21 protein-coding genes and 1 tRNA gene are annotated in these 19,583 nt (G+C 59.3%); 15 read left to right on the forward strand and 7 right to left on the reverse strand.

Going from position 1 to position 19,583, the window contains the following annotated elements:
* Positions 1-153 precede the first annotated feature (153 nt).
* On the reverse strand, positions 154-261 hold the full coding sequence (gene psbM, locus NW804_RS04060; protein ID WP_414394884.1) for a photosystem II reaction center protein PsbM: 108 nt from the start codon (positions 259-261) through the stop codon (positions 154-156).
* Positions 262-339: 78 nt separating this feature from the next.
* Complete coding sequence (locus tag NW804_RS04065; protein WP_414422918.1) at positions 340-636, reverse strand: 2Fe-2S iron-sulfur cluster-binding protein; 297 nt, start codon at positions 634-636, stop codon at positions 340-342.
* 351 nt (positions 637-987) lie between these two features.
* On the opposite strand from NW804_RS04065, the gene psbB reads away from it, so the two are divergent.
* The 3 genes from psbB (at position 988) to NW804_RS04080 (ending at position 3,275) form a co-directional block, all read left to right on the forward strand.
* Entirely contained in the window at positions 988-2,520 is a 1,533-nt protein-coding gene (gene psbB / locus NW804_RS04070; RefSeq protein WP_414409778.1) for a photosystem II chlorophyll-binding protein CP47, read from the forward strand.
* 85 nt (positions 2,521-2,605) lie between these two features.
* Complete coding sequence (locus NW804_RS04075; RefSeq protein ID WP_414405288.1) at positions 2,606-2,704, forward strand: photosystem II reaction center protein T; 99 nt, start codon at positions 2,606-2,608, stop codon at positions 2,702-2,704.
* A gap of 163 nt (positions 2,705-2,867) precedes the next feature.
* Positions 2,868-3,275: a response regulator gene (locus tag NW804_RS04080; protein ID WP_414420773.1), complete on the forward strand. Its 408-nt coding sequence runs from the start codon at positions 2,868-2,870 to the stop codon at positions 3,273-3,275.
* On the opposite strand, the gene purQ is transcribed toward NW804_RS04080, so the two are convergent.
* Both purQ and purS read right to left on the reverse strand, forming a co-directional pair.
* Complete coding sequence (gene purQ / locus NW804_RS04085) at positions 3,272-3,949, reverse strand: phosphoribosylformylglycinamidine synthase subunit PurQ (RefSeq protein WP_414422919.1); 678 nt, start codon at positions 3,947-3,949, stop codon at positions 3,272-3,274. The two genes, NW804_RS04080 and purQ, sit on opposite strands and share 4 nt — an antisense overlap.
* 65 nt (positions 3,950-4,014) lie before the next feature.
* Entirely contained in the window at positions 4,015-4,272 is a 258-nt protein-coding gene (purS, locus tag NW804_RS04090) for a phosphoribosylformylglycinamidine synthase subunit PurS (protein WP_414394874.1), read from the reverse strand.
* Positions 4,273-4,331: 59 nt separating this feature from the next.
* On the opposite strand from purS, the gene NW804_RS04095 reads away from it, so the two are divergent.
* Both NW804_RS04095 and NW804_RS04100 read left to right on the forward strand, forming a co-directional pair.
* Positions 4,332-5,105, forward strand: coding sequence for an ABC transporter permease (locus NW804_RS04095; protein WP_414394872.1), 774 nt, complete (start codon positions 4,332-4,334; stop codon positions 5,103-5,105).
* A gap of 25 nt (positions 5,106-5,130) precedes the next feature.
* Entirely contained in the window at positions 5,131-5,859 is a 729-nt protein-coding gene (locus NW804_RS04100; RefSeq protein WP_414422940.1) for a 2-phosphosulfolactate phosphatase family protein, read from the forward strand.
* Here the strand turns inward: NW804_RS04100 and NW804_RS04105 are convergent.
* On the reverse strand, positions 5,856-6,062 hold the full coding sequence (locus tag NW804_RS04105; RefSeq protein ID WP_414422920.1) for a hypothetical protein: 207 nt from the start codon (positions 6,060-6,062) through the stop codon (positions 5,856-5,858). The two genes, NW804_RS04100 and NW804_RS04105, sit on opposite strands and share 4 nt — an antisense overlap.
* A gap of 292 nt (positions 6,063-6,354) precedes the next feature.
* On the opposite strand from NW804_RS04105, the gene argC reads away from it, so the two are divergent.
* The 7 genes from argC to NW804_RS04140 all read left to right on the forward strand — a co-directional run bounded on the left by argC (position 6,355) and on the right by NW804_RS04140 (position 13,536).
* Positions 6,355-7,461 (forward strand): N-acetyl-gamma-glutamyl-phosphate reductase, encoded by a 1,107-nt coding sequence (gene argC / locus NW804_RS04110; RefSeq protein ID WP_414394868.1) that lies wholly within the window; start codon positions 6,355-6,357, stop codon positions 7,459-7,461.
* A 5-nt stretch (positions 7,462-7,466) separates the two neighbouring features.
* On the forward strand, positions 7,467-8,930 hold the full coding sequence (locus NW804_RS04115; RefSeq protein ID WP_414422921.1) for a hypothetical protein: 1,464 nt from the start codon (positions 7,467-7,469) through the stop codon (positions 8,928-8,930).
* 145 nt (positions 8,931-9,075) lie between these two features.
* A tRNA-Arg gene (locus tag NW804_RS04120) sits at positions 9,076-9,149 on the forward strand.
* A 119-nt stretch (positions 9,150-9,268) separates the two neighbouring features.
* A complete protein-coding gene (locus NW804_RS04125) occupies positions 9,269-11,743 on the forward strand; it encodes an ATP-dependent Clp protease ATP-binding subunit (protein ID WP_414394865.1) in 2,475 nt (824 codons plus the stop codon).
* 108 nt (positions 11,744-11,851) lie between these two features.
* Positions 11,852-12,487: an ATP-dependent Clp protease proteolytic subunit gene (locus NW804_RS04130; protein WP_414394863.1), complete on the forward strand. Its 636-nt coding sequence runs from the start codon at positions 11,852-11,854 to the stop codon at positions 12,485-12,487.
* A 117-nt stretch (positions 12,488-12,604) separates the two neighbouring features.
* Complete coding sequence (locus NW804_RS04135) at positions 12,605-13,216, forward strand: ATP-dependent Clp protease proteolytic subunit (RefSeq protein ID WP_414394862.1); 612 nt, start codon at positions 12,605-12,607, stop codon at positions 13,214-13,216.
* Positions 13,217-13,236: 20 nt separating this feature from the next.
* Entirely contained in the window at positions 13,237-13,536 is a 300-nt protein-coding gene (locus NW804_RS04140; protein WP_414422922.1) for a hypothetical protein, read from the forward strand.
* A gap of 23 nt (positions 13,537-13,559) precedes the next feature.
* Here the strand turns inward: NW804_RS04140 and NW804_RS04145 are convergent, their stop codons facing one another.
* Positions 13,560-14,132, reverse strand: coding sequence for a chromophore lyase CpcT/CpeT (locus NW804_RS04145; protein ID WP_414420766.1), 573 nt, complete (start codon positions 14,130-14,132; stop codon positions 13,560-13,562).
* Positions 14,133-14,229: 97 nt separating this feature from the next.
* Between NW804_RS04145 and NW804_RS04150 the strand changes: the two genes are divergently transcribed.
* The 3 genes from NW804_RS04150 (at position 14,230) to NW804_RS04160 (ending at position 17,514) form a co-directional block, all read left to right on the forward strand.
* A complete protein-coding gene (locus tag NW804_RS04150; protein WP_414422923.1) occupies positions 14,230-15,624 on the forward strand; it encodes a malic enzyme-like NAD(P)-binding protein in 1,395 nt (464 codons plus the stop codon).
* Positions 15,625-15,806: 182 nt separating this feature from the next.
* The gene (locus NW804_RS04155; protein WP_414422924.1) at positions 15,807-16,748 is read left to right on the forward strand and encodes a hypothetical protein; all 942 of its coding nucleotides are present in this window, start codon (positions 15,807-15,809) and stop codon (positions 16,746-16,748) included.
* Between the two features lie 94 nt (positions 16,749-16,842).
* Positions 16,843-17,514, forward strand: a complete 672-nt coding sequence (locus NW804_RS04160) for a DUF1614 domain-containing protein (RefSeq protein ID WP_414422925.1) — start codon at positions 16,843-16,845, stop codon at positions 17,512-17,514.
* On the opposite strand, the gene NW804_RS04165 is transcribed toward NW804_RS04160, so the two are convergent.
* Entirely contained in the window at positions 17,511-19,511 is a 2,001-nt protein-coding gene (locus tag NW804_RS04165) for a caspase family protein (RefSeq protein ID WP_414422926.1), read from the reverse strand. The genes NW804_RS04160 and NW804_RS04165 overlap by 4 nt on opposite strands.
* Positions 19,512-19,583 lie beyond the last annotated feature (72 nt).

The raw sequence follows: 19,583 nt of genomic DNA on the forward strand, positions 1-19,583 counted from the left end.
CTGCAGGCCACTTCAGCCGCAGCTGCATTCTGTTGCAAAAAGCAAAGAGCCCCCTGTAGAAGTCCCTGCCGAGTTTTGGGGGCTACTGCCAGTTAGGTTTCCGCCAGCCCTACTAGGGCCTTTGCCTGCCCTGAGCAACCAGAGCTTGCTCGACTAGCTTTCCGACTTGCTAGAAGTCTGCACGTATAGGATTACTAGAAAGATGGAAGGTACCAAGATAAGCAAAAGAGTGGCCAAGATGCCCAGGTAGTTTGTCTCCATCGCTCCGCACGCCGCAAATCCAACTGGCAGCTAGCATACCATTCTCAGGTGCACCTTGCCCAAACGACCCAGCCAGCCCTAGGGCTTGGTTCTCACCCCAACATCCCCCAGCACCTTAGTCTGGCAGGCGAGGCGATAGGTCTCAGGCTTGCGCCTGAGTTTGCGGTTTTCTGCCTCTGTGCGTGGCGAGAGGTTTTCAGCCCCCTCGACAATCTCCACCACACAGGTGCCACACTGGCCGTTGCCGCCGCAGTTTAGCAGCTTGGCCACCATCTTATAGAGGTCAATCTGGTTCTCCAGCGCCTTCAGGCGCAGGTTCGACCCCTCTGCGACGACGACCTCCCGGTTCTCGTTCACAAACCGAATCGTTGCCATAGCTCTGCCAAAGAACCTCGCTCGAACTGAGCCAAGAAAGAGCGATGTTGCTAAGTATTGTTACATTTTAAGTCATGTTTTTAATCTTTGGCCAGGGATCGGGGAAGATGGTGCCAAATATGAGGGGCATCCCGCCTGAAGCCACTCAGGTCGGTTGCGCTTCGTTATACTGTCTGATCTCTGGGAGGGAAATTCTGCCGGCAATACTCTCAGTGGGTGTGCCCTTAGGTTAGGTAGGCATGGCACCCCTCAAACCAGAAGGGACTGCTCAGGTCAGAACCTAGGGGGGTGTCGACTTCGCTTTTTGACTGGATATTGCCCAAGTGTTGAAAACGTGGAGGATCGAGCTTTATGGGACTACCGTGGTATCGGGTCCACACTGTTGTACTCAACGATCCAGGCCGCCTCATTGCGGTACACCTAATGCACACTGCCCTGGTGGCGGGTTGGGCCGGATCGATGGCCCTGTACGAAGCAGCCATCTTCGACCCATCGGATCCGGTCTTGAATCCAATGTGGCGCCAGGGCATGTTTGTCATGCCGTTTATGGTGCGCCTGGGAGTGGTCAACTCATGGGGTGGATGGAACATCTATGGCGAGAGCGTTGCCAACCCAGGCTTCTGGACGTTTGAGGGGGTAGCCGCTGCCCACATCGTTCTATCGGGGTTGCTCTTTTTGGCTGCCTGCTGGCACTGGGTGTACTGGGATCTGGAGCTGTTCCGGGACCCCCGTACCGGTGAGCCAGCCTTGGACTTGCCGAAAATCTTTGGGATCCACCTGCTCCTGGCGGGGATTCTCTGCTTTGGCTTTGGCGCGTTTCACCTGACGGGCGTCTTTGGCCCAGGGATGTGGGTGAGCGATCCCTATGCCACAACAGGGCATGTGCAGCCGGTGGCGCCGGAGTGGGGGCCAGCCGGGTTTAACCCCTACAATGCTGGCGGGGTGGTGGCCCACCACATTGCCGCGGGCATCGTCGGCATCATTGCCGGCTTGTTCCACATTACGGTTCGTCCACCCCAACGCCTCTACAAGGCTCTGCGCATGGGGAATATAGAGAGCGTGCTCTCCAGCTCGCTGGCAGCAGTATTCTTTGCTGGCTTTGTGGTAGCTGGAACAATGTGGTATGGCAGCGCCACCACACCTGTCGAGCTGTTTGGCCCCACCCGCTACCAATGGGATTCCGGCTACTTCAACCAGGAAATTAACCGGCGCGTCAATGCTGCCGTGGAAGCTGGGATGACCCTCAGCGAAGCCTACAACTCTCTGCCTAAGTCCTTACTCTTCTACGATTACGTGGGCAACAACCCAGCCAAGGGTGGCCTATTCCGGGCTGGCCCCATGAACAAAGGGGATGGCATTGCCATCGAATGGTTGGGCCACCCAGTGTTCCGGGATCGCGAGGGGCGGGAGCTGACGGTGCAGCGCATGCCCACCTTCTTTGAGACGTTTCCCGTCATCCTGCGAGATGCCGATGGCGTAGTGCGGGCTGACATTCCCTTCCGCCAGGCCGAGTCGCGCTACAGCTTTGAGCAAGTGGGCGTGACGGTGGAGTTTTACGGCGGCAAGTTGGACGGGCAGGTGTTTACGGACCCGCCAACGGTTAAGAAGTATGCCCGCATGGCCCAGTTGGGTCGGCTCTTCGAGTTTGACCGTGAAACGCCCAAGGCCGATGGCACCTTCCACACCAGCCCCCGCGGGTGGTTTACCTTTGCCCACGCTGTCTTTGCCCTGCTATTTTTCTTCGGCCACATTTGGCACGGCGCCCGTACCCTCTTCCGCGACGTGTTCGCTGGCATTGACCCGAACATGAGTGAGGAGATGGTGGAATTCGGCGTCTTCCAAAAAGTGGGGGATCCCACCACCCGCAAGGTGCAAGAAGCCTAGAGCTTTCTTGGTTCCTAGCCGTCGGCACTCGGTTCTCTTTGGGAATGGGGTGCTGGCGGCTCTAGAGAGTCCATGGGAGGTTGTTATGGAAACCATCACCTACACCTTTATCCTGTTTTTGACGTTAGGCCTTCTGTTTTTTGCTGTTGCTTTTCGCGAAACTCCCAAGATCCCTAAGAAGTAAGCCCCACCAGTTGGGTCCGCCACGCTAGTAGGGTCTGAGGCTAGGAGGCCGCGCAAACAATTGCCTGGATCCCTGGGCAAGGGCAGTTGCCCCGAGACTAGCCTGGGGATCGCTACAATTGCTTGGGGTTGGTGCTAGCTGGGCTCTAGAGCCCAGGGGAACGATGGCAAAGGTGCTACTGGTAGAGGATGATCCGGCCAATGCCCGCGTATTCGAGAAGGTGCTGCAGCGACGGGGTGGGTTTGAGGTTCTTCACAGCCAGGATGTGGAGCAGATTCTGCAGCTGGCCCAAGCCCGTGAAGTAGACGTCATTTTGCTAGATGTCTCCCTCGCCCAGAGCACCTTTCGCGGCGAGGCAGTGGACGGGATCCGCATTGCCCAGCTGCTTAAGGGGGATCCCCGCACCAGCTCCATTCCCATCCTCTTGGTAACGGCCCACGCCATGCGGGGCGACCGGGAGACTTTTTTGGCCCAGAGTGGGGCCGATGGCTACATTGCCAAGCCAGTCGTGGATCACGAGGAGATGGTGAACCAAGTGCGCCAGGTATTGGCTCAGGCTCAGCAGGGCTAGCTGGACAGGCTTTGCACAATCGACTGCCAAAAAGGGATCCCATCCTGGCCTGGCAAATCGGGGTCGGCAGCGCGTTCTGGGTGAGGCATCAAGCCGAGGATGCGACCGCTGGGATCGCAAATGCCGGCGACGTTATCCACCGAGCCGTTGGGGGCAACGGGATCGTAGCGGAAGACAATCTGACCCCCATCTTGCAGCTGCTTCAGGGTGTCGGCCTCGCAGACGTAGCGTCCTTCTCCATGGGCAATCGGCAGGGTTACAAGGGCGGACGGGGGGTAGGCGCTTGTCCAGGGCAGATCTGGCCGCTCCACGCGGATCCTCACTCGGTCGCAGATAAAGTGCAGATTAGCGTTGCGCAGCAGCGCCCCTGGCAGCAAGCCCGCCTCTGTCAGGATCTGGAAGCCATTGCAAATGCCCAAGACATAGCCCCCCCGGGCTACGTGCTCGGCTAGAGACCCCATTACCGGCGCAAAACGGGCCAACGCGCCCGCCCGCAGGTAATCTCCGTAGCTGAATCCCCCCGGCAGCACCACCACATCCAGCCCTGACAAATCGGTTTCCCGGTGCCAGATGAGTCGCGTCGGACAGCCTAAGAGGCCGCGGGTTACCCAGGCTACGTCGCGGTCACAATTGGAGCCAGGAAAAACAACAATGCCAAACCTTACCTTGGCCATGGGGATCCCTTGGGGCGAAGGCAAAAGCAGTGAGGGCTGGAGCGAGAGAGCTTCTTGGTGAGAGATCAGCCCTCTAGAGGCTCCACTTGGATTTGATAGGTCTCGATTACTGGATTGGCCAGCAGTTGCTCGCACAGCTTGCTCACCTGCTCTCGGGCAGTTTCGGCGTCAGGGGCCTCTAGCCGCAGTTGGATGTGTCTGCCAATGCGCACTCCCTGCACCTGGGTATGCCCTAGCTGATGCAGGCTAGCCTGGAGAGCAGCCCCGGCAGGATCCAGTACCGAGGGGCGCAGGTGGATCTGAATCTGAGCCTGGAACTGCATAGAATGAAGCTGGGCTGCTACAAGTGTATAGCCGGTTGTCGCTCGCTTGAGGCCAGCCTATGGATGCAGGGCGTGTCGTGGCCATTGCCCAGAATGTTTTTCGGGAAACCATTCGGGATCGCGTTCTTTATCTGGTGATGGTGTTTGCGGTGGCCATGCTGGGGGCCATCGTTTTGATTCCCCAGGTAGCCAACCAGGCCCACAACAAGATCATTGCCGATTTGGGTCTGGCCGCCATCCACTTCCTGTTGCTGGTGGTGGCCATTTTCGTCGGCACGGGGCTGGTAAATAAAGAGATCGAGAGGCGCACGGTCTACGTGCTGATTGCCAAACCCATGAGCCGGGCGGAGTTTATTGTCGGCAAGCATCTGGGCCTGTCGGCTTTGCTGTCGGTGCTGCTAGCAATGATGACGGCTGTCTTTTTGCTCAGCCTGCGGGTGGTGCAGGCCCCCATTTCCCCCTGGGCCGTTCTCTGGGCAACAGTTTTTACCTTTTTGGAACTGGTGCTGATTGTGGCAGCAGCGCTGCTGTTTGGGGTTTTTACCTCCCCGATTTTGGCTACCCTCTACACCATTGCCCTGTTCATTATGGGCCACACGAGCCGTGCCCTGCTGCAGTTAAGCAAGCTAGTGGAAGACACAGGCTTCGGCAAGGTGTTCGAGGTAATCTACTTAGTCTTGCCAGATCTGGAGCGCTTTAACCTAAGAGATGCTGCCGTTTACGGACAAATTCCCCCGCCCACCCAGCTTCTTGGCGATGCGCTTTACGGCCTGATCTACACCGTTTTGCTGCTCATTTTGACGGCGCTGGTGTTTGCCCGGCGTGAGTTCTAATAAGCTCTCGGTGGATCCTTCTCTCATGCGATTTTTCCACTTCCACACCCCTGAGCAAGTCCCCTCGTCAGGGATCCCGGCCTGCGCGGTGGCCATTGATGTGCTGCGGGCCACCACCACCATTGCCACAGCCCTGGCCGCAGGGGCAGAGGCCGTGCAGGTGTTTGCCGATTTACAGCCCTTGCAAGCGACCAGCCAGAGCTGGCCGGCCTCCAAACGGCTCTTGGCCGGCGAGCGAGGCGGCAAAACGGTGGCGGGCTTTGACCTAGGCAACTCCCCCCGCGAGTATACGCCGGAGCGTGTGCGGGACAAGCGTATCTTCATGAGCACCACCAACGGCACCCGCACCCTTCAGCGCTTAGAAGGGATCCCGGTGTTGATCACAGCAGCCCTGGTGAACTTGGGAGCAGTGGTGGAGTTTCTCAGGCAAGGAGCTTTTGCCGAGGTGTGGCTGGTGGGAGCTGGCTGGGAGGGGGCTTTTGCTTTGGAAGACACCGCCTGTGCCGGAGCCATTCTGCATCGCCTGGGCTGTTCGGAGGAGCAGTTGGGCAACGACGAGGCGGTGGCCGCCCTGGCCCTCTACCAAACTTGGCAAGACAATCTCCTGGGCCTGTTGCGGCGCTCCAGCCATGGGCAGCGGCTACTGGCCATTAGCCCTGAAAGCGACAGCGACCTGGCCTATTGTGCGGAGTTGGATCGGCTCTCAGTGGTGCCCCGGCAGGTTCAGCCCGGCGTTTTGGCCCTCGCCGGCTAGCTGGCCTGGGGTGTCTCGGCGGCAACAGCCAAAGCCTTCTGGTGCAGCCACTCCTGCCATTCTCCCGGGATCAACTTGCTGTGAAACGCATCTCCGGAGACAAACACCTCCTGCTGGTTTTGGGCCAAAACAAAAATGGAGCGGCGGTCGAAATGGGAGGTGAGCTTGTAGAGGGTGTAGGGGCCTTCGGAGTAGAGGGTCAACGTTTCCTGATCCAGGCCGTGACAGCTGCTTTGGCCGCGGGCTCACAGGATCATGTTGATCAATTGTTCGTAGTACATACAACACTTCCCGACGAGGTAGGGAACATCCCTGGGCAAGACCTCAACAGCCAAGGCGGCTGCCGAGGCTTGGGCGGCTCGCGTGAGCCCAGTATAACTCCCGGCTCAGGCAACACTGAGCCCAACAGAGCAGGTGAGTTCAACCAAGGCAGCGGCAAATGCGATAAATAGTAAGGCAAACCGTCAGTTTTGCAATTCTGCACAGGCAGCCCCCATGGCCACTACGGCGCCTCACTCTCTTCCTCCCACCAATCCTGTCCGCGTCGCCATCGTCGGGGCCTCCGGCTATGGAGGGGTGCAGTTGGTGCGGCTGCTCAGCGAGCATCCCGGCGTGCAGATCACCTACCTGGCCGGTCAAGACAGCGCCGGCAAACGCTACGGGGATCTCTACCCTCACCTGGCCCAAGCGGTGGATTTGACCATCCAGCCGGTAGATGTGGAGGCCATTGCCGCCAGCAGCGACGTTGTCTTCCTCTCTCTGCCCAATGGCCTGGCAGCAGACTTGGCGCCGCCTTTGCTAGCCAAAGGGTGCAAAGTTCTAGATCTCTCGGCAGACTATCGCTTTCGCAACCTGGCCACCTACCAATCCTGGTATCGCCTGGGGCAGACGGATCCCAACTGGCCCAGCCCTGCCTATCGCCAGGCCAACGAGCAAGCGGTCTACGGGCTGCCAGAACTCTACCGGGAGGCCATTGCCCAAGCCCAACTGGTAGCCTGCCCCGGATGCTACCCCACCGCCTCCCTGTTGGCGGTTGCCCCCCTGCTGCGCCAGGGGTTGGTGGAGCTGGACAGCCTTATTTTCGATGCCAAGTCCGGCGTCTCTGGCGCGGGCCGCACCCCCAAGCTGGGATCCCTATTTGCCGAGGTAGATGGCTCTCTGGGGGCCTATGGCGTGGCCCAACACCGGCACACGCCCGAGATCGAGCAGGCCTGCAGTGACCTCACCCACACCCCCATCACTGTACAATTTACGCCCCACCTCGTGCCGATGGTGCGGGGTATCCACGTCACCTTGTACGCCAACCTGCGGGATCCCGGCCTCGTGGGCGAAGATCTCATCACCATCTACAACGCCTTCTATCGCCAATCCCCCTGGGTCAAGGTGCTGCCCCGCGGCGTTTACCCGCAAACCAAGTGGGTTGCCGGCACCAACACCTGCATGATCGGGGTGGAAGTGGATACCCGCACCAACCGAGTCATTGTCCTGTCGGTAATCGACAACCTCATGAAGGGACAGGCCGGGCAGGCGGTGCAATGCCTCAACCTAATGATGGGGTGGCCGGAAACCTTGGGCTTACCGCAGCTTGCCTTTTACCCCTAGCTATAATGCCGGTAATTCCCCTGCGGCCCAGTTTGCCCATGCCTAACCTCTTCTCCCCCAATCTTGATCCCAACAGGCCCGCCGCGCCGGCGAACTCTCCACCTTCATCCGGTAGGGCGGGGGACCTGAACTGGGAGGGGCTGTGGCGGCAACTGGAAGCGGGCTGGCAGGAGCTGCCCCGGCGCTCTGAAGAAACCCTGCAGCAAACCCTAGCTCGTTTGCAACTGGAGTGGGGCGGCCTGTGCCGCGAGGCGAGGGATCGGCTGCAGGCAACCTTAGACAAAGCGAGAGCCACCAGCTCTCCAGAGCCGCTCCAGCAAGACCTGCAAGCGCTTTTGCCTCTGCTCAGCCCCCGCCAATGGGAGGTGGTCATTGGCTCTCTGGAACGGGCCGCCGACCGCGCCTGGGTGGCCAGCCTGCTGTATCACAGCCTGCAGGACCAGGCCTATTCTGGGGCAGAAACCAACGGCATCCCTTCTTGGGCAGGGGCCTTAACCGCTGAGCAACGCTCCACCTTGGAGGCGATGAGCCTGCGGGCCTATGGCAATAGCCGCCTACCTCTGGTGGTGGACAAAAGCGGCGAGATCCAGGTGAAAGCCTCAGCCGCCCTCTTGGCCGCCCTCATTGCCGTCGAGATCGGCAGCGTGGGATCGGCAGGGGCCCTCTCTCTGCTGGGCACGCCGGAGCTGCGCAAGCTCTTGAATGCCGAGGGCAAGCTGCGGCGCAGCGTCTTAAAGCAGGGGCGAACTGCCCTCACCGAAGAGGAGTGGCAAACCCTTCGCCAGTGGCTCGATCCCAAAGGATCCCCCCCCGACTGGTACCTCTCCCTCACCCAACTGGGGATCCAAACCACGCAGGTGGGGGACTATCTGGCGCGACGGCTGCGGGAGTTTTTCCAAAGCGAATGGATCAAGCTGGTGATCCCTCCCCTGTATCACCTGGTTATCGACGCTGTGCGGCTGTTGACGGGGGAAGTGTTTCTCAGTGTGGGCACAACCCTAGAAGCGGCTTTAGAGTCGGCAGAAGCTGAACGACGCCTGGAGCTGCTGCTGCAAGCTTTGCCCCAGGCCCGGCACATTCCCAGTCCCGAGCGCATCCAAGCCGCCCTTCCCGCCGTTGTGGAGGCTGCTGAGACAACCCTCAGGCCACTACTGGGGCGCCAGTTGATGACGGTGGCCGACATCTTCGACCCGCCCCTTCGCAACGAAAGCCTCAACGAGTTGGGGCGGCAGCTCAACCTCTGGAATCCCCTGCAGTTTTTGCTCACCTGGGGTACGTCTGGCTGGCTAGAGGCTCTGCTGGATCAGATCAAGGAATTGCAGCAGACCTACCCGGAAATGCCCCTGTGGGAGAGCTATCGGCAAGGGGTTGAGGCGGCAGTGCAAGCGCCACGGGTGATGGAGCAGGCAGAGGCCCTGCGCCTTACCGCCAAGAGCTTGGATCCCGAGATAGAACCCTCGGACGACTGAGCCATTCAAGGGTACCCCCCCTCCTGGGCAGGGCCTTCTTGAATGGTGGCGGATATCAAGAGATGCTCTTGTGCTACAATGTGTAAGCCATGTTTAGGGATGTCCATCAGTAGATGACAGCCAGATAGTCTAGTCTACCCCTCTTGCGCCTGTAGCTCAGTGGACTAGAGCACGTGGCTACGGACCACGCGGTCGGGAGTTCAAATCTCTCCAGGCGCGTTCCAGTCCCAGATGATTTTTCGTCTGGGGTGTTCGCTGTCCCTTAGCTGGCCTGAATCCTGTGTTAGGATCAGGCCTATCAGGTCCGCCTTGATGCAGGCGTAGGGAGCTCGAGGATCATGTTTGAACGCTTTACAGAAAAGGCCATCAAGGTGATCATGCTGGCCCAGGAGGAGGCCAGGCGGTTAGGTCACAATTTCGTTGGCACTGAGCAAATTTTGCTGGGGCTCATTGGCGAGGGCACGGGGATCGCCGCCAAAGTCCTCAAATCTATGGGGGTCAACTTAAAAGACGCCAGAATTGAGGTTGAGAAAATTATCGGTCGGGGATCCGGCTTTGTGGCTGTTGAGATCCCCTTTACTCCTCGCGCCAAGCGAGTGCTGGAGCTCTCCTTAGAAGAGGCGCGCCAGCTTGGCCACAACTACATTGGCACGGAGCACCTACTCCTGGGCCTGATCCGAGAAGGGGAGGGAGTAGCCGCCCGCGTTCTGGAAAACCTGGGGGTGGATTTGTCCAAGGTGCGCACCCAAGTCATCCGCATGCTGGGCGAAACCGCCGAAGTAACGGCAGGCGGTGGCTCCTCTAGCCGTACTAAGACACCTACCCTGGATGAATTTGGCACCAACCTGACTCAACTGGCTCAGGAAGGCAAGCTGGATCCAGTGGTAGGCCGGACGCGGGAGATCGAGCGGGTGATCCAAATCTTGGGCCGCCGCACCAAGAACAACCCCGTCCTCATCGGCGAGCCGGGGGTTGGCAAAACCGCCATTGCCGAAGGTTTGGCCCAGCGCATTGTGCAAGGCGATGTGCCCGACATCTTGGCCGACAAGCGAGTGATCAGCTTGGACATCGGCCTGTTGGTGGCTGGCACCAAGTACCGCGGCGAGTTTGAAGAGCGCCTCAAGAAGATCATGGATGAGATCCGCAACGCCGGCAACATCATCCTGGTCATCGACGAGGTGCATACCCTGATTGGGGCGGGGGCGGCGGAGGGTGCTATCGATGCTGCCAACATCCTCAAGCCGGCTTTGGCTCGCGGCGAGCTACAGTGCATCGGGGCCACCACTCTGGATGAGTACCGCAAGCACATTGAGCGAGATCCGGCTCTGGAGCGCCGCTTCCAGCCCATCATGGTGGGCGAGCCGAGCGTGGCTGAGACCATTGAGATTCTCTATGGCCTGCGGGAGCGCTATGAGCAGCACCACAAGCTGAGGATCTCCGATGCGGCTCTGGAGGCGGCAGCCAAGCTGGCCGACCAGTACATCTCCGACCGCTTCTTGCCCGACAAGGCCATTGACCTCATCGACGAAGCGGCTTCGCGAGTGCGCTTGATCAACTCCCAACTGCCGCCAGCGGCGCGGGAGCTGGATCAGGAGCTGCGGCGGGTTCTCAGGGAGAAGGATGCCGCAGTGCGAGCCCAGGACTTCGACAGGGCCGGTGAGCTGCGGGATCGGGAGATGGAGATTAGGCAGCAGATCCGCGCCATTGCAGCGGCCAAGAAAGCCGAGGACAGCAGCCGCACGGAGCTGCCAGAGGTAACGGAGGAAGATGTGGCCCAGGTGGTGAGCGCTTGGACAGGGGTGCCGGTGGCCAAGCTCACCGAAAGTGAGTCGGAGAAGCTGCTCCACATGGAGGAGACCCTGCACCAGCGCATTGTCGGCCAAGATGAGGCTGTGCGGGCTATCTCTCGCGCCATTCGTCGCGCGCGCGTGGGATTGAAAAATCCCAATCGCCCCATCGCCAGCTTCATCTTCTGCGGCCCAACTGGGGTGGGCAAAACGGAGCTGACCAAGGCCTTAGCCGCCTACTTCTTCGGCTCCGAGTCAGCCATGATCCGCCTTGACATGTCGGAGTACATGGAGCGGCACACGGTCAGCAAGCTTATTGGATCCCCGCCCGGCTACGTCGGCTACAACGAGGGGGGTCAGCTGACCGAAGCGGTGCGGCGCCGCCCCTACACGGTGGTGCTTTTTGACGAGGTTGAGAAAGCTCACCCGGATGTGTTTAACCTGCTGCTGCAGATTCTCGAAGATGGCCGCCTGACAGATGCCAAAGGTCGCACGGTGGACTTCAAGAACACGTTGATCGTGATGACCTCTAACATTGGCTCCAAGGTCATCGAGAAGGGCGGCGGCAGCCTTGGCTTTGAGTTCAACACCAATGAGGAAGAGGCCAACTACAACCGCATCCGCAACCTGGTGCACGAAGAGCTGAAGCAGTATTTCCGGCCCGAGTTCCTCAACCGGGTGGACGAGATCATCGTCTTCCGGCAACTGACCAAGGACGAGGTGAAGCAGATCGCCGACATCCTGCTCAAGGAAGTCTTCGACCGCATGAAGGAGAAGAAAATTCACCTCACGGTCAGCGATCGCTTCAAAGACCTGCTGGTGGAGGAGGGCTACAACCCCAGCTACGGGGCACGTCCCCTGCGCCGGGCCATCCAGCGCCTGTTGGAAGACCTGCTGGCAGAGGAGATCTTGACTGGCCGCGTCAAAGAGGGATCTGAGGTGCTCATCGACGTGGACGAGGAGCGCAAGCCCAAAGTCCTAGTCACGCAGTCAGATCGGGTGCTCTTGCCGCAGGGAGCTGAGTAAGGTCGCCAGGACGCTCTTCTGTTGCTGGTTACTGGACAAGGGATCCGCTGCTATTTCCGGATCCCTTGTTCTTGACTAACAAGGGATTGGCTATAGGAGAACTCTGGCATGGTGCAATCTACCTACTATTACTACGGTGGCGCTCCGGTTCGGACGCCTCCCCCGGATCTAGCTTCCCTGCTGCTCCAGGAGCGCATTGTTTACCTGGGTTTACCTCTGGCGGAAGAGTCAAATGCCAACGTCACCAAGCTAATCATTGAGCAGCTGCTGTACTTGCAGTACGAGGATCGGGAAAAGCCGATCAAGATGTACATCAACTCAACGGGCACCTATAACTACGACACGGCAGCCTTTGCCATTCTGGACACCATGAACTACATCAAGCCGCCAGTGCATACTATCTGCATTGGTACTGCCGTTGGCATGGCGGCCATGCTGTTGGCAGCGGGTGCTAAGGGGTTTCGGGCTAGCTTGCCCAATGCCACGATTGTGCTGCATCAGCCCTATGGGGGTGCCCGTGGACAGGCCAGCGACATTGAAATTCGCACCCGCGAGATCCTGACCTTGCGCAACATGATGCTGGAGGAACTCTCCCGCAGCACGGGTCAGCCCGTGGAGCGCATTAAAAAGGACACGGAGCGGCTGTTTTTCATGACCCCGGAAGAGGCTAAGGCCTATGGCCTCATTGACCAGGTGCTGACCAGCTCCAAAGGCTTGCCAAAGTTGGCAGCAGCCAAAACCTAAGGGTCAACCTTGAAATACCCGCACTGGGCTGTGGCGGGTTTTGCCTTGGCTAAGCCTGAGTGCGGGAGCAATTTGGCAAGCGCCCTATTCTGGTTCAAACTTTGCCAGGAGACATCTATGCCAATTGGAGTGCCTCGCGTTCCCTACCGTTTGCCCGGCGATCCTTACACCCAATGGATTAGCCTCGATGACCGCCTCTACCAAGAGCGGATTTTGTTTATTGGCGAGCCGATTGACGACAACTTGGCCAATACCATTGTGGGGGTAATGCTCTACCTCAATTCCCAGGACCCCCAAAAAGATATCGTGATGTACATCAATTCCCCCGGCGGCTCTGTGACGGCAGGGATGGCCATTTATGACACCATGAACCACGTCAAGCCGGACATCGTTACGGTTTGCGTGGGCCAAGCGGCCTCAATGGCAGCCTTTTTGCTGGCTGCCGGCACCAAGGGAAAACGCTTTGCCCTGCCCCACGCTCGCATCATGCTGCACCAACCTTCGCTGGGAATGATCCAAGGCCAAGCCAGCGACATTGAAATTCGAGCCCGCGAAACGCTGCGGGTTAAACGGCGCATGAACGAGCTGCTGTCGCAAATGACCGGCCAGCCGCTGGAGAAAATTGAGCGGGACGTGGAGCGAGACTTTTACCTCTCGGCTACAGAAGCCCAGGCCTATGGAATTGTCGACCGGGTAATCCAGGAGCGCTCGGAAGCTATGGCCAGCTAAACGCGAGGAGAAGCGGCCGGATGCTCTGGAGGCTGGGACTGGGTGGCTGCAGCGGCTTGTTGCTGCTTTGGGGTAGCCAAGCCTGGTCATTGCCGCCAGCTTCCGAGATTCCCGAGGAGGTGTTGCGGGCTCAACCTGACCTGCGTGCCCGTTCGCCGGTTGATAACCAGCTCCTCACTGCCAGCGAAGCACAGAAGCTGCAGGCAGAGCTAGCAACCCGTCCCGCCATGGGATCAGTTTCGCCAAAGGTGGAACGGCTGATCTTTCTACTCAAGCTGCGCAAAGGAGTTCGCGACCTGTTTCCTTTCTTGCTCCCCTAATCCAGCCTACCCTCTATCTATTTCTATGGGCGGGGAGGGATCCCTTTCTGGTAGCGGTAGGGGCCAGCGCGGGATCCCCAAGTTTGCTGACCAGTGGTGGCGTCGAAGCCGCGATCCCAGCTGATGAATTCCCGAGCTGTGAGGTCGAACTCAATGTGGATATAGGTACTGTCGCCGGGGTTGAGGCGGCAAGCTCCCCCTGGCAGCATCTCGCCGTGAAAGCAGCCTGGGCGTTTCTCGACCAAAATACGGCAGCCCGGCAAATGCTCGAGGTCTGAGAGTGACAGCTGCGCTAAACGCTGCGGATCCTGGGAGGCGCCTGCCCAAGCCGCTTGATCTCGCAACTTGTAGTTTTCTATCCGCAAGGGATCCGCCAGCAGCTGTAGCACTCGGCTGCGGTAGAATCGGCCCGGTGTGTGTTCGTTAAACTGCTCGGTAAAAAAGCCAATTCCCTCGGGAAACAGGTGAGGCAGACGCACGTACCAAAGGCTTACCGGCACAAACCACACCGGCTCCGCCATTGCCTGAGCGCGGTTGCTGTAGTAGCCTTCCAACCAATTGGCTAAGGTGTTGAGGTCGGGATCGAAAGTTGTCAAGGCTAACGCGAAAGAGTCTCTTGCGCTTCTCAATTCTACTCCCCCGTGGGTGCTGCGGCGGGGGTAGCCTCTTGACTCTGCTAAGGGCAGTTTGACTATGACCCAGCTCACTCCCAGCGCCAGCTACAGTATTGCCCTACGCCTACGTCTGCCCAACCGGCCCGGAGCCCTGGCCCGTGTCACTCAAGCCATTGCCGAGGTGGGCGGCAGCCTCAGCCGGATCGACCTCATCCACCAATCGGCTGCTGAAACCGTGCGGGAGATCTGTGTCGATGCCGTTAGCAGCGAGCACGCCCAGCAAATTCAGGCCGCCGTTGCCTCTTTGCCGAATGTGAAGGTGGAACGGGTGGTGGATCGCACCTTTGAGCTGCATCGAGGGGGAAAGTTGCAGGTGGTGGCCAAAAGCCCCCTGGAGAGCACCGCTGACCTGGCCATGGCCTATACCCCGGGCGTGGGCCGGGTGGCGCTGGAGATTGCCGCCGATCCCAGCGCTGTCTATGAGTACACCATCAAGGGGAACTGTGTGGGCATCGTTACCGACGGCAGTGCCGTGCTGGGCCTGGGAAACATCGGCCCGGAGGCCGCTTTGCCCGTGATGGAGGGGAAAGCAGCCCTGTTTAAGCGCTTTGCCGATATCGATGCTTTCCCGCTCTGCCTGGCCACGCAGGAGGTGGCAGAAATCGTGGAGACAGTGGTGCGCCTGGCGCCGGGGTTTGGCGGCTTCAACCTGGAAGACATCAGCGCCCCCCGCTGCTTTGCTATTGAATCCCAGCTCAAAGCCCGCCTCAACCTGCCCGTGTTTCACGACGATCAGCACGGCACGGCAATTGTGGTGCTAGCAGCTCTGCTGAATGCCTTGAAGGTGGTCAAAAAAAACCTGGACCAGGTGCGTATTGTCATCAACGGTGCAGGGGCAGCTGGAATTGCCGTGACGCACCTGCTGCAGCGGGCGGGGGCTACCCATGTTGTTGTCTGCGACCGCCAAGGGATCCTCAGCCGCTCCCGCTCTGACCTCACCCCGGAAAAGGCAGCCATCGCCGTTGAGGAGAGCGGATCCCTGGCAGAGGCTTTGGTGGGAGCGGATGTGTTCATTGGGGTAAGCGTGGCCAATGCCCTGACGCCGGAGATGGTGGAGACAATGGCGCCAGATCCCATCGTCTTTGCCCTGGCCAACCCAGTGCCCGAGATCCAGCCCGAGCTAGTGGCGGATCGAGTCGCCGTGATGGCTACGGGTCGGAGCGACTACCCCAACCAGATCAACAACGTGCTGGCCTTTCCGGGGGTATTTCGCGGCGCTCTTGACTGCCGCGCCCAGCAGATCAACACCGAGATGTGCCTGGCTGCCGCCCACGCCATCGCCAATTTGATTTCACCTGAAGACTTGGATCCCCAGTGGATCATCCCCTCAGTCTTCGATGGGCGGGTGGTTCCTCAGGTAGCTGCCGCCGTGATCCAAGCGGCCCGCCAAACGGGAGTGGCCGGGATCCCATAACTTGTTCAATAAACAGGCTAATTCAGCACACGAGCATCACGGCTTGCAAGTCCTCGGGGAAAGGCAGCAGCGGGCCTCTTTTTCGTAATTTTTCGTAATTTAACAATTCTTCAGAGCGCCTCTTCTGGAAGTGGAGTTCTCTATATCTTGAGCTCTAGCTTCCTGCCTAGCTGGGGTTCTCAATGGACTTACGCAAGCCCTTCTATGTTCACCTCGTTACTGCCCTCGCCGCTGCTGGTATAGCTGCCGCGCCCCTGGATCGACTCAGTAAGGCCGGGGGAGTGGGTCTAGTCGCTGGAATTGGGAGTGCGGTAGCCGCGGAAGTTGCCCAACGTCACGGCAGTCGGGCTCGAGCTTTGAGAAGCCAGATTGAGGGGCTCTCTCGGCAGATTGAGGAGCTCTCCCGGCAAATAGAAGAAAAGGAGCAGCAGCTACGTAGCTATGAAAATCAACTGAATGAGCTCCGAACCCAGCTCCAACAGCGGGAAGAGAAGCTCCAGAGACTTGAGACTGATCTAGCAGAGTATCAGAAGCTCCTAGAACAGCTCGAAACTGAGCGGCAAGAATGGCGGCAGAATGCCATGAACTTGTCTGAGCAAGTTCAGAAACAAGAGCAGCAGCTACAAGGTCAGCAAGCGGAACTGGATCATCTGCGGGCACAGCTTCGGCGGAGAATTGAGGATCTCGCGCAAGCCGACACTAATACTATAGTCTTAGCAAGAAGCGAAAGAGATTTTTATCGAGAAGAAGCCAAGAGTTTTATCTTAGAGATCTTGAGTAGAGCAGCCGATCAGGTGCATAAGGGAAGTAGAGTCCAGCATATACTCCAAGACCTAATTCAGAATAACCATGCAAACGAAGGTAAGAGTTATCGTCAAAGGCTTAGGGAAGATATAAATCATTTGTTCAGAGACTACCGCAAATGGTGCGATAATAGTTATGAAGCAGAGTTGCATAAGCTTGGTTTTGAGGTTGTTTCAGAGAAAAATTATGTTGTGATTAGATTTCACGGGGATAACCGCTATCAAATTTCCCTAGCTAAGACTCCTAGCGATCAGCGTGCTGGTTACGAGATTGCTCAAAATATTCGCAATAAAATCTTCGGTCTAACAGAGCCTACTTGAGGCTTACTTGTGAAAGGTGGGGATCTTTTTTTCTGGCCAAGGTTGGGGAAGTCAGCTTGGGCCCTGATAGGATAGGGGAAAGGGAATCTCCGCCATGTTCTACCTGCCAGTCTCACTGTTGTTGTTTTTAATGCTTCTACTGCTATTGCCCTTCCTCTGGCTGGGGCTAGCAGTGGATGTGGTAGCGCTGGCGGCAGGGAAGTTGGGCTTTTCCCGAGATGGGGCCCTGTTACTGCTGCTGGCCATCCTGGTGGGCAGCTCGGTCAATATTCCCCTCTACCGCGTCAGGTGCGAGGTAACTCTGGTGGAAGACCTGGCCAGCCTGTGGATGCGGCAATTTTGGGGGATCCCGTTGGCCAAGCTCTCTCAGGAGACGGTGGTTGCCCTGAACGTGGGCGGGGGCCTGATCCCGCTGCTCTTGGCCCTGTATCAATTTGGCCGGGCCAGTGGGCTGTTGATCCTAGCCGTAGCGGCGCTGGTAACTTTGGTTAGCTACTACGCTTCCCACGTAGTGCCCGGGATCGGCATTCAGATGAATCCCCTGGTGGCTCCGGCTACAGCGGCTTTGGCCGCTCTGTTCTGGGCTGGAGATCAGGCGCCGGCGGTGGCTTTTGCCGGAGGGGTTTTGGGCACGGTGATTGGAGCGGATCTGCTGCACCTACCAGAGGTGTTGCGGCGCAGTTGCTCAGGCATCCTCAGCATTGGCGGGGCTGGGGTTTTCGATGGTATTGCTCTCTGTGGCCTGTTTGCTCTACTGCTGAGCTAAACCAAGAGATAAGTAAGGGAAAGCGTGACCGATTGAGCCGGATCCAGCCAACGCAAGTCAGGGGCCCCCTCCTCAGCGCGGTAAGTCAACTCCTCGAAAAGGATTTGCGTCCACTCCAGCGGCTTGCTCAGCAACATCGGCGAACGGGTTACCCCCTGCTGGCGGGCCATGGCCTTGAGGGCCTCCAGGCTAGCAGAGAGGGGACGGGTGCTGGCCACAAACAGTAACTCGGTCAGTCCCTGGGCGTGGCAGGTAAGCAAATCGGGGTTGAGGACGGAGCGCGGCTCACGGACGGCCATCTCAGGCGGGGGTGGTATGGTCAGGCTGCCCCTAGCCTCTAGGCGCAGCGGCAGGGCAAGGTTGTCCTGGGGCACCGGAGCCAGCAGGTGCAGTTGCCCGCTGGAATCGACCATCAACAGATAGCCGAACAGATCCTGCTCGCCCTCGTTGCGCAGCGTGAGATAGAGGGGATCCCCGCGCAGGAAGCGAGGCATGCCCAGCTCAGCAGGAGCAGAGGCCCCTTGAGGAGGCCGCACTGCCCACGAGGGGGTTTTACCTCGGGTGGACAGTTCCCCCACCACCCCCAGCGACGAGATGGCAGCGTTGAGGGTGGTCCGCAGGCGCTTGGCCGCCAGCAGATGGGCCAGACGGGAGGCCAGCCGCTGCACTGCCGTAGTTGCCGCTTCGCCCGCTGGGCCACAGGAATTGAGAAGCAGCTCTCGCCCCGGCCAAAAGAGGCTGTAGCTGCCGACTTCCAGGCGCTTGGGCAGAGCGTCCCCTTGAAAGGCGGCAGCCATCTCTGGGGTGATGCGGCCCAGCAGGCAATCCACCTGGCGCTCGCGCGGGTTGGCCGTCTCCATCCAGCTATAGCCGGCGATGGCGTTGGTCAGATCCACTCTTTCAACGCGGCCCAGGCTGTCTTCTAACCCCACCAAGAGCTTGAGGCTGCTCGAGAGAGCGCGCAACTGCTCTCGCACCAGCGTGCCTACGGGGGGAAACTGATCTTCCCCGCCGACCGCTTGGACCTGCGCCAACAGCCCACTGCGGGAACGAATCAGAAGCGGCGTCGTTGGAGCAGCAGGATCAGCAACAAGGGGAGCCAGAAGGGTGCCCGGCTGGAGACCACACAGGGCTGCCGCTGGGATCCCCCCTAGCCACACCTGAGCACGGCTCCCCCTCACCTCCTGGATGACCCCGCTAGCCGCTGTCTGGGAGGGAATGAGGAAGTAGGGGGGGACTTGTCGAGCTATTTCTTTGCCCTCCAGGGTAGGGTGCTGACAAGAAAAGAGGCCCAGCTCCCGCCGACTGACCACCTGGTTGAAAGCAACTAGCAGGCGGGCAGGGGGCGTGGTCTCCCACAGGTACTGGGTCAGCAGGTAGGTGAGCACTCCTGCATGAAATCCCGGCCAAGCAGCTTCCGCTGCCAAGTCTTGGGGAGTGGTGGCAGCAATCAACAAGCCTTTGGGCCGAGGGGGCCAAACTTGCTGCCCTTCTGCAGAGGATGGCTGACCGGGATCCAGCACCTTGGAGGCTGCTGGCGGGACAGGTGGGCGGGAGCGCAGTTGGAGGTTGCCTCGTAGGGCAGGTGGGATGTGGGTAAAGCCGCAATCGAGTATGGTTGTGACCTGGGCCGTGCCCAAGTTTTGCACAAGCTGGAAAAAGCGCTCCAGCTCCATGGCCGCCAGGCTTTCGGAGCCCGACAACAGCAAAGCCGGCTGCCACTGATCCGGGGCCGATCCCGCCCGCCACTGGCCGTAGCCACTAAACTGCACGACCACTATTTTTTCCGCCGCCTGAGTTGGGCCCCCCAAGTGCTCGGCAAAGGCCGCTTGGACTGCGCTTGGCGTAGCCGCTCCATCGGTGAGGGCGAGAATGCCTGCCGGTTCAAAGCCAAAGCGGTACAGCAGCAGCTCCCGTTGCAGCTCTACGTCGGTTACACAGCCCTGCAGCGGGGATCCCTCGCCAGGGTAGCGGTTAATGCCAATGAGAAGAGCCAACTTGCGGGAGGTGGCTGCTAGAGCTTGTCCATAGCGCCTAGCCTGCCTGGTTAGCCAGCCGGGAGACAAACC

Source organism: Synechococcus sp. WC10meta (assembly GCF_047461475.1).